Source organism: uncultured Lamprocystis sp. (assembly GCF_903933125.1).
In the GTDB taxonomy this organism is placed as follows: Bacteria; Pseudomonadota; Gammaproteobacteria; order Chromatiales; family Chromatiaceae; genus Thiodictyon.
Genome location: NZ_CAIZIZ010000189.1, coordinates 1 through 9,284 on the forward strand (window position 1 = coordinate 1; position 9,284 = coordinate 9,284).

The 9,284-nt window shown below is 66.6% G+C and carries 10 protein-coding genes; 8 read left to right on the forward strand and 2 right to left on the reverse strand.

The features are described from left to right. Positions 1–369, forward strand: a 369-nt coding sequence (locus QZY03_RS09410) for an asparagine synthase-related protein (RefSeq protein ID WP_295580335.1), incomplete at its 5' end; no start/stop codon positions are given. A gap of 151 nt (positions 370–520) precedes the next feature. On the opposite strand, the gene modD is transcribed toward QZY03_RS09410, so the two are convergent. Both modD and QZY03_RS09420 read right to left on the reverse strand, forming a co-directional pair. Beyond that, positions 521–1,372 carry a ModD protein gene (gene modD, locus QZY03_RS09415; RefSeq protein ID WP_295580337.1) on the reverse strand — a complete coding sequence of 284 codons (852 nt, stop codon included), beginning with the start codon at positions 1,370–1,372 and terminating at the stop codon, positions 521–523. Between the two features lie 105 nt (positions 1,373–1,477). Continuing rightward, on the reverse strand, positions 1,478–1,906 hold the full coding sequence (locus QZY03_RS09420) for a molybdopterin-binding protein (RefSeq protein WP_295580339.1): 429 nt from the start codon (positions 1,904–1,906) through the stop codon (positions 1,478–1,480). 256 nt (positions 1,907–2,162) lie between these two features. Here QZY03_RS09420 and modA point away from each other — a divergent pair, with 256 nt between their 5' ends. The 7 genes from modA (at position 2,163) to QZY03_RS09455 (ending at position 8,823) form a co-directional block, all read left to right on the forward strand. Beyond that, positions 2,163–2,915, forward strand: a complete 753-nt coding sequence (modA, locus tag QZY03_RS09425) for a molybdate ABC transporter substrate-binding protein (protein ID WP_295580341.1) — start codon at positions 2,163–2,165, stop codon at positions 2,913–2,915. Between the two features lie 95 nt (positions 2,916–3,010). Further along, on the forward strand, positions 3,011–3,688 hold the full coding sequence (gene modB / locus QZY03_RS09430; RefSeq protein ID WP_295580343.1) for a molybdate ABC transporter permease subunit: 678 nt from the start codon (positions 3,011–3,013) through the stop codon (positions 3,686–3,688). 6 nt (positions 3,689–3,694) lie between these two features. Continuing rightward, on the forward strand, positions 3,695–4,774 hold the full coding sequence (gene modC, locus QZY03_RS09435) for a molybdenum ABC transporter ATP-binding protein (protein WP_295580345.1): 1,080 nt from the start codon (positions 3,695–3,697) through the stop codon (positions 4,772–4,774). Between the two features lie 400 nt (positions 4,775–5,174). Then, a complete protein-coding gene (locus QZY03_RS09440) occupies positions 5,175–6,179 on the forward strand; it encodes an alpha/beta hydrolase (RefSeq protein ID WP_295580347.1) in 1,005 nt (334 codons plus the stop codon). Positions 6,180–6,343: 164 nt separating this feature from the next. Further along, positions 6,344–7,393, forward strand: a complete 1,050-nt coding sequence (locus QZY03_RS09445) for an ABC transporter substrate-binding protein (protein ID WP_295580349.1) — start codon at positions 6,344–6,346, stop codon at positions 7,391–7,393. A gap of 21 nt (positions 7,394–7,414) precedes the next feature. After that, positions 7,415–8,314, forward strand: a complete 900-nt coding sequence (locus QZY03_RS09450) for a radical SAM protein (protein ID WP_295580351.1) — start codon at positions 7,415–7,417, stop codon at positions 8,312–8,314. A gap of 131 nt (positions 8,315–8,445) precedes the next feature. Next, positions 8,446–8,823, forward strand: a complete 378-nt coding sequence (locus QZY03_RS09455) for a hypothetical protein (protein ID WP_295580353.1) — start codon at positions 8,446–8,448, stop codon at positions 8,821–8,823. Positions 8,824–9,284 lie beyond the last annotated feature (461 nt).

The following is a 9,284-nucleotide window of genomic DNA, read 5'->3' on the forward strand; positions in this document are numbered from 1 at the left end:
CGCTGCCCCCTGCTGGATCGCGACGTGGCCCAACTTGCACAGGGAATGCCGCTGTCCGCCTGGTGGCGGCCACCGGCCGAAACCAAGCGCATCCTCAAGGATTTGGCGATCCGCTACCTGCCGGCGGAATGGATGCATCGCCGCAAGATGGGGTTCGGACTGCCGTCCAGCGCTTGGTCGAAGGAGGCGACGCTGGACCTGGCGCGCGACCTGCTGCTGGCGCCATCCGGTCGACTCGGCGGCCTGCTCGATGTTGCGGCGTTGCGCGGGCTGGTGGAGCATCAGGCTCGACCCGGCTGCTTCTCGGTTTATCAGGTGTGGCCGCTGTTGATTCTGGAACTCTGGCTGCGCCGGGCGATGAGCGGTTAGGATGCGCGTGTCGGAGTTGACAAAAATTGCTTTAAGATCGTTATTTTAGGTTAGATCGCCTTAGCGCGACTGGTGCGGTAACAGCGTTTTTCAGGATGGATTATTGATCCGGCTAAATTCCAGACGGGTCTTGGCATCGGCAGCTCCGCCGTTATCGCAGAAGAAATCGCACCTGGACATCCCGCGGCGGCGCCAGATGCGGGGCCGTGGTGACCAGCAGGCGGGCGCCGGCGCGGGCATAGTCCTCGGCATTACGCGCATTGATGCCGCCGGCGGCGGCAACCACGGCCGGCGAGCCCAGCGCGGCGAGTGCAGCGACAACCTCCGCCACGGCCGCGGGCGCGAATTTCTCCAGTTGCAGCACGTCGGCGGCGGCCCAGGCCAGAGCTTCCTCCGGGGTCGCAACCTCGACGACCACGCGCTTTTCCGGACAGTGGCGGCGCAGACGGGCGATGGTCTGCGCCGGTGACTCCTGGCCCAGAAACAGGCGATGTTCGGCGAACACCAGCAGGGTCTCAGAGAGCCCCGTGCGATGCATCACGGCGCCGCCGCTGCGAAACGCCTTGACCGACAGCCGACGGGTACCGGGGACACTCTTGCGGGTTCCGGCGACCTGGGCATCCGGGTGACCGCGCCGTGCGGCGGCGACGATTCCGGCCGCGCTGGTGGCGATCCCGGAGCACCATTCCATCAGGGTTTGGGCGACCTTCCAGCCCCGATGCAGTGCGCCGGCCGAGCCGTCCGCCTCCAGCAACAGGGTCTCGGGCGGCGCCTCGCTGCCGGAGGAGACACACGCCTGGGCGTGCGCGCCGCACAACTGGAACAGTCGCACGGCCTCCTCGACCCCACACACCACCATGGGGTCGCGCGCGAAAAAGCGGATCCGTCCGGGGCGGGCGGCGATGCCAAGCGACTCGGTCGTCAGATCGCCGAAGGCAACGTCTTCGGCGAGCACCTGATGCAGTTCATGGTCGCCAAGGACCGGGGGTTGCGAATCAATCAACGTCATTGTCCTCGCGACTATCCGGCGAAGGTCGGGACCGCACCTGAAGGGTGCAATCCGTCTCTGTCGGCTGGCCAGCGCTATTTATCGGTGCATATAACGCTGTCAGGCCGGGACGCCGAGAATCACGGAGGGCGCCTTGAACACCGCGGTCGCCGCGCCGCCCTCCTTCAACCCCAGATCGGTCACCGCCCCGTGGGTGATGGTGGCATGGACCTCGGCGCCGCCCGCCAGGGCAATCGTCACCTCGGCGTTCACCGGTCCGACAGTCAGCGACTTGACGGTGCCGGCGAGACAATTACGCGCACTCAAGCGCAGGCCGGAGCTGTCGGTCATCACCAGCACCGACGAGGCCTTCACCAGGGCAACAGCATCCTTTCCGGCTATTAGGCCCAATGACTTGACGCTCTCGTTGGTCACCATGGCGACGATCTTCTGGCCGCCCGGGAGCACCAGATCCACCTCGCTGTTGACGGCGCCGGCCTTGACCGTCTCGATCTTCCCCTGAAACTGATTGCGTGCACTGATTTTCATATCGACTCTCGCTCGATGGATATTCGCACCTGATGGTGCCGACCTGCTTGAGACCCGCGCGGCCTTGGCCACGGCTGACACCAACCCCAATCACCGGACGCCTTGACATGGCCTACTTTCTTCTTTTCCAATAGCGCCAGGCGCTGTATCGTACTCTATATTCCGCAATGCGGGAACAAGGTCCGACACCGAGGGCGTTGCGCCGCGACACTGCCCCGCTGCGATCATCAATCCCCAGATCACCAGGAGTTGTCCAATGAAGTCTATCGTCACACTGTCGATCGCCGTCGCACTCTGTGCCGCCGCCCACACGGTGCGCGCCGACGAGATCCAAGTGGCCGTGGCCGCCAACTTCACCGCGCCGATGAAAGCGATCGCCGCCGCCTTCAAAAAGGACACCGGGCATCAGGTCCAGGCCGCCTATGGTGCCACGGGCAAGTTCTATGCCCAGATCAAGAACGGCGCACCATTCGAGGCCCTGCTCTCCGCCGACGACGCAACCCCGATCAAGCTGCTCGAAGAGGGCGCCGCGGTCGCCGGGACCGCGTTCACCTATGCCGTCGGCACCCTGGTCTTGTGGTCGGCCAAGCCCGGCTTCGTGGACGCGAAGGGTGACGTGCTCGGCAAAGGTGACTTCCGCAAGCTCGCGATCGCCAACCCCAAAGTGGCCCCCTATGGTGCCGCCGCGGTTCAGACGCTGACTAAACTCGATCTGCTGGAGAAGGTCGAGCCCAAGTTCGTCACCGGGGAGAACATCGCCCAGACCTTCCAGTTCGTCGGGACCGGTAACGCTGAACTGGGCTTCGTCGCCCTGTCTCAAGTGATGGAGAATGGCAAAATCACCAAGGGGTCGGCCTGGGTCGTCCCCGGCGAGTTCTATACACCCATCCGCCAGGACGCGGTGATGCTTGAAAAGGGCAAGGACAAGCCGGCGGTCATCGCACTGCTGGCGTACCTGAAAGGCGAGCAGGCCCGGGCCATCATCCGTGCCTTCGGCTATGAGATCTGACCTCAGTAGGGGCGGGTTTGAAACCCGCCCCACCGTCCGTTATCACGTTCGACGCCGATAAAGCCGTCCGGCACACCAGTTGAGAAGAAAAACCGATGCTGCTGACTGATAACGACCTGCAATCCATCTGGCTGACCCTGCGCCTGGCCGGCATCGTCACGGTCATTCTGTTCCTGGTCGGCACCCCGATTGCCTGGTGGCTGGCACGCACCCGCTCTCACTGGAAGGGTCCAGTGGGGGCGGTGGTGGCATTGCCGTTGGTGCTGCCGCCCTCGGTGCTCGGTTTCTATCTGCTGGTCACCATGGGGCCGAATGGCCCGGTGGGACAGCTCACCCAGGCCTTGGGGATCGGTCTGCTGCCCTTCACCTTCTGGGGCTTGGTGGTCGCCTCGGTCTTTTATTCACTGCCCTTCATGGTGCAGCCGGTGCAGAACGCCTTCGAGGCGGTCGGCGACCGCCCGCTGGAGGTCGCGGCGACCCTGCGGGCGTCGCCGCTGAACGCCTTTTTCACCGTGGCCCTGCCGCTCGCCGCGCCCGGCTTCCTGACCGCGGGCATCCTGACCTTCGCCCATACGGTGGGTGAGTTCGGCGTGGTGCTGATGATCGGCGGCAACATCCCCGGCGTGACGCGGGTCGCCTCGGTCCAGATTTATGACCATGTCGAGGCGATGGAATATTCGGATGCCCATCGCCTGGCCGCGGTCATGCTGATCTTTTCCTTCCTGGTCCTGTTGGTGCTCTATCTCTGGCGTCCAAGTCCCAAGAACACCTGAGATCCCATGGAACCGATCGAAATCCGTTTCAACATCGACTGGCCCGGCTTCAGTCTGGCAGTGGATGAGCAACTGCCCGGACGCGGGGTCACGGCCCTGTTCGGTCATTCGGGCTCCGGCAAGACCACCCTGCTGCGCTGCATCGCCGGCCTGGTGCGGGCGCCCAAAGGCCGTCTCGTCTTCCAGGGCAAGGTCTGGCAGGACGACTCCACCTGGGTACCGACCCACCGGCGCTCACTCGGCTATGTCTTTCAGGAGGCCAGCCTGTTCCCGCATCTCACCGTGATCGGGAACTTGCGGTACGGCCAAAAGCGCGCCCCGGCGGATATCCCGGCCGAACAGCGGGTGAGCCTGGATCAGGCGATCGACCTGTTGGGAATCCGCCCGCTGCTGGACCGCAAACCCGACCGTCTCTCCGGCGGCGAGCGCCAACGCGTGGCCATCGCCCGTGCGCTGGCCGTCAGCCCGCGGATTCTGCTGATGGACGAACCGCTGGCCGCACTGGACCTGGCGCGCAAACAGGAGATCCTGCCCTATCTTGAACGGCTGCATGACGAACTGGCGATCCCGGTACTCTATGTCAGCCACGCCCCAGACGAGGTCGCACGCCTGGCCGATCATCTGGTGATCATGGACGGCGGGCGGGTGCTCGCAAGCGGACCGCTGGCCGCCACCCTGGCCCGCCTCGACCTGCCGATCCGGTTGGGCGAAGATGCCGGGGTGGTGCTGGAAGGCCGCATCACCGAGCGCGACACCCGCTGGCACCTGCTCAAAGTGGACTGCGGCGGTGTCGACCTCTGGGTGCGCGACACGGGTGTGCCGACCGATCACCCGGTGCGCGTGCGCATCCTCGCGCGCGACGTGAGCATCGTGCTGGCGCCGGTGGAGGGCACCAGCATCCTCAACACCCTGCCAGCGCGGATCCTCTCCCTGGGCGAGGACGCCCACCCCGCGCTGGCCTTGGTCCAACTGCAGGCGGGTCAGTCCACGCTGCTCGCCCGTCTGACTCACCGCTCCGCGGACCATCTGCGCCTGGCGCCCGGACTGCCGGTGTGGATGCAGATCAAGGCGGTCGCGCTGCTGTAGCGGAACGACGCCGCTCCAGCAGCCGGCCTTGGTCATCCTGGAGGTCGAGGCTTTACCGTGAAAGTCGCGCAGCGACCCCGTGGGAGCGGCGTCCCGCCGCGACGGGGCCGGCCGCGCAGCCGCAGCGTTCGCGGTCACCGCGGCACCGCATCGCGGCGGGACGCCGCTCCCACGGGGGACTTTCATCTTCCGGGGTGGCTTGATGTTCCGCCCATGGTCGTTAGCCGGCCCGAACCGGCAAAATGCGACAGAGCGCTCGATCAGCCGAAAAGCGCTGGGCGAGCAGACGCAATGTGCGCCCTTCCAGAGGTTTCTCCCATTGACACAGCCGTATGCCGATCAATTGCCGGACCGCAGGGCGGAGGATGGGATTTCCGGAGGCCTCGCGGCCCAGGCCGCGATGCGAGGGCTCGCAGCCGTGTCGGCGGCCCTCGCCGTGCTCGCCCTGCTGACCGGCTGCGCCGCAGCACTGCCGGCCAGCCCCCGGTCAGTGAACCTGCCGGTGCGGCTGGTCACGACAGCGGCCTTGATGGACGACGGTTATCGGCTGCCGCTGCGCCGCTGGGGGGAGGCTCGCGGAGCCCGGGGCCTGGTTCTGGCGCTGCATGGCTTCAACGACCACGCCGGAGCCTTCGCCCAACTCGGCCCCGCGCTCGCCGCTCGCGGCTTTCTCGTCTACGCCTATGACCAACGCGGCTTCGGCACCACCGCGGGACGCGGTCGGTGGGCGGGCGAGGACCGTTTGATCGCGGATCTCCGCGCACTCGCTGCCGTGCTGCAGCAGCACCATCCCCAGTTGCCGCTCACCCTGCTGGGAGAGAGCATGGGCGGCGCGGTGATCATGGCCGCCGCCGACCGTGTCCCGGCGGCGGGTCGCGTCCTGATCGCCCCCGCGGTCTGGTCCCGTGACACCATGCACCCGGTGCAGCGGGCAGCCCTTGCGCTCGCGGCCAACACCCTTCCCTGGCTGACGCTGACCGGCAAGGGACTCGGCCGTCCGCCCAGCGACAACCGGCCGATGCTGCGTGCCTATGCCGCCGACCCGCTGGTCATCAAGGCGACCCGGATCGAGGCCCTGTGGGGCGTCACCAACCTGATGGACCGCGCCCGTGCCGCCGCTCCGCGATTGCGGCTGCCGGCACTGGTGCTTTACGGTGAGCACGATCGGATCATCCCCCGTTCGGCCTTCTGCGCCATGCTCGACGCACTGCCCGCGCCAGCCCCGGACCTGCGGTTGGTGCTCTATGCCGGGGGCTGGCACCTGCTGACCCGCGACTTGCAGGGAGAACGGGTGAGGAATGACATCGCCGCCTGGCTCACCAGCGCCCAAGCGCCCCTGCCGTCGGGCGAAGAGACCGCCCGCGGCAGTCCGCGGCTTCGCCGATTCTGTGTCGATGGTCCTTGACGGCAATCCTTCGCGATTTGGTGCAGTATTTTCCGGCAATCGCCTGACCGCAAGGTATCATTCCCGGCAACCTCACTCAGACCTCCTGCCGGAATGACGCTGGTGTTCCCTCACCTTCCGGTGGAATGCCGCTGCGCAAAGCACTTTCAATTGGCATCGCCCCCATGAACCAACGCAAAACGCTCGGAATCGTCTTCACCATCCTCGGCCTGATCCTCGCGGTGGCCGGACCCTTGTTGCCTGGCGGCCTCCATCTGACGCTCAATACGCCGCCCGGGGCCGGACATGTGACGGCCTTCATCGCCACCGCCGGCGGCGACATCCTGGCCGGCACCCAGGCCGGTGAGGTCTGGCGTTTGCGCGACGAGCGATGGACGCGGGAGCGCCTGGATCTGGGCGATCAACCGGTGTTGGCCATGGTCGGCGATCCGGGACGCACACCGGTAGGAACCGCCGCCGGTTTGGCCTTCGCACCCGCCGGTGCGGCGCCGCTCGCAGGCCGGGTCAGCAGTCTGTTGCAGACCGATCAGGGGCTGTTGGCAGGGACCGCGACCGGGGTGCGCCTGCTGATCGACGGCGCCTGGCAGACACCGGGGCCGACGGCCATGATCTACAGCCTGGTCAGCCAGCGGCGCGGTGATGGGCAGTGGCTGCATGCCGGGACCATCGATGCCGGCGTCCTGTCCGGGTCGGCGGCTGCCCCCGGAGCCGCCTGGCAGCCGAACAACCAGGGGCTGCCGGACGGGGCCAAGGTCTTCAGCTTCGCCACGACCCGCGGCGGTCTGCTGCTGACTGGAACCGACCGGGGAGCCTTCTGGCAGTCACAGCCGGGCCAACCCTGGCGGTCGCTACATCCCGCGCTCGACGGCAAACGGGTGCTGTCGCTGTTGCTCGTGGACGACGCGTCGCCTGGACGCGCGCGTCTGTGGATCGGCAGTGACGACGGGCTCTCCTCGCTGGCGGTCACCGAGGAGGGCGCGCAACTCACCCCGGAGGGCAGCCCGCAGCTCGCCGACCGTGCGGAACAGCAACCTCCACTCGGCATCAGCGGCATCCTGTTGAACCAGGGCCGGCTGCTGGTCAGCGCCGGCATGGTGTACGAGTACGGCCCGACCGCGCTATCCGGCTGGTACTGGATCTCGCTTGCCGGTGTGCTGCTGATCCTGATCGCCGGCTGGCTGATTCCGGCGCCGCCCCCCGCGGTTCGCGGCTGAGCTTGATTGGAGTGCCGACGATTGGATCATGATCCGCCCATCCGCTACGTCGAACCGGTCTATCGCCCGCCGAGCGAGGCCGAGTCGCTGATTCTGCCGGTTACCGACGGCTGTTCGTGGAATCAATGCAGTTTCTGCGAGATGTACCGGGCGCCGCAGAAGCGATTCCGTGCCCGGGATGAGGCCGAGGTACTGGAGAGCATCCGCCGCACCGGCGCGGACGAGGGGGAGTCGGTGCGGCGCGTGTTCCTGGCCGATGGCGATGCGCTGGTGTTGCCGACGCGCCGCTTGCTGGCCTATCTGGAGGCGATCCGCACCCACTTGCCGTCCGTGCGTCGCGTTTCCAGCTATTGCCTGGCACGCAATCTGAACAAGAAATCGGTCAGCGAACTCAAGGATCTGTGCGATGCGGGTCTGAAGCTCGCGTACCTTGGCGCCGAGTCGGGCGACGCGACCGTACTGGCACGGGTGAGCAAGGGTGAAAGCGTCGAATCGACCCGCGCTGCACTCGATAAGCTGGGCCAGGCCGGCATTCGCCGCTCGGTGATGATCATCAATGGCTTGGGCGGCGAATCGCTGAGCGCGCAACACGCGGACAACTCCGCGCGCCTGATCAATGCCACGGCGCCCGAGTACCTGTCCACCCTGGTGCTCACCCTGCATGACGACGGCGCCCGCTTTCGCGCGACCTGGCCCGACTGGCAACCCCTGTCGCAATCCGGACTGTTTCGCGAAATGGAGCGTTTCCTGTCCGCGCTTGACCTGCGGCGGACCCTGTTTCGCTCCGATCACGCCTCCAACTGGTTGGTGCTGAAGGGGACGCTCGGCGCCGATAAGGCGCGTCTGCTGGCGCAGGTGCGGGCGGCGATCGACCGGCCGGAGGCCGCGGCATTGCGGGCGCCATGGATGCGGGGCTTGTAGGGCACGCTGTTGGGCTCCGCTCTCGCCGTACGGCTGCCAACGTTCAGGATCATCAAGCCCGCGCCCCGTTCCCTGCTACCATTCATGCTTTGGTGCGACCCTGTGCTACCGCTGCCGGAGGCTGATGAACCATGAAGATCGCCATCGCCACCAACGATTACACCCAGGTCTCCGGCCATGCCGGTCAGGCGCGGGACTGGCTGCTCTATGACAGTGACGCCGCCTCAGGGGAGCCGGAACGCATCCGCCTCTCGAAAGCCCAGGTCTTCCACGATTGGGAGGGCGAGGGTCCGCACCCCCTGGACGAGGTTGCGGTGATCGTCGCCGCCAGCGCCGGCGAGGGTTTCCGCCGCCGCATGGACAAGCGCGGCGTCCAGGTCCTGCTGACCGGTGAGCGGGACGCCGCCCGCGCCCTGCGTGCGGTGCTCAACGACGAGGTGCTGCCCGATCCGACCTTCGATCCCAGTCTGCTGCTGTGCGGACTGCGCGATCTGTTCTCCAAGCACTGAGATGTGCGCCGCTCCCCCCGCCCGATCGCACCCGATCAATGTCGGGGCAAACCGGACTGTCGATCCGCGGCGGCCCCGATGAGCCGCAGCCTCGATGACCTGTGGTTGAAACAACTGGGCCTGTGGAATGACGCCAACCCGACTACATCCGGCTGCGGATCCTTGAAAAGGCCCAGTCGCTGGAGATCGCGATCGATGCGGCCGAGCAGAGCGTATTCGCGAGGCGATTGTCTCGACCGCGTGGCACGGCCTTGATCATAATTCCGGCCACCCGTCGTTGCGACAGCCCGTCGCGACCGGGGGCCGCTCCTCCGGTAGGAGCGGCCCCCGGCCGCGACGATGCCGGCTTGGATCTGGCCGGATTAATGATCAAGGCCGTGACACTGACCGATGTTTTCCCACTGTTAAGTGGAGAGTGCGGTCCAAAGTGATGTGGTCGCAGACGTGCGTAGGATGGGCAG

What these genes read in the sequence shown, in the direction of transcription:
- QZY03_RS09420 (WP_295580339.1), bottom strand. Translation starts at nt 1,906, where the DNA reads ATGAAAATCAGTGCACGCAATCAGTTTCAGGGGAAGATCGAGACGGTC.
- modA (WP_295580341.1), top strand. Translation starts at nt 2,163, where the DNA reads ATGAAGTCTATCGTCACACTGTCGATCGCCGTCGCACTCTGTGCCGCC.
- modB (WP_295580343.1), top strand. Translation starts at nt 3,011, where the DNA reads ATGCTGCTGACTGATAACGACCTGCAATCCATCTGGCTGACCCTGCGC.
- modC (WP_295580345.1), top strand. Translation starts at nt 3,695, where the DNA reads ATGGAACCGATCGAAATCCGTTTCAACATCGACTGGCCCGGCTTCAGT.
- QZY03_RS09440 (WP_295580347.1), top strand. Translation starts at nt 5,175, where the DNA reads ATGCGAGGGCTCGCAGCCGTGTCGGCGGCCCTCGCCGTGCTCGCCCTG.
- QZY03_RS09445 (WP_295580349.1), top strand. Translation starts at nt 6,344, where the DNA reads ATGAACCAACGCAAAACGCTCGGAATCGTCTTCACCATCCTCGGCCTG.
- QZY03_RS09455 (WP_295580353.1), top strand. Translation starts at nt 8,446, where the DNA reads ATGAAGATCGCCATCGCCACCAACGATTACACCCAGGTCTCCGGCCAT.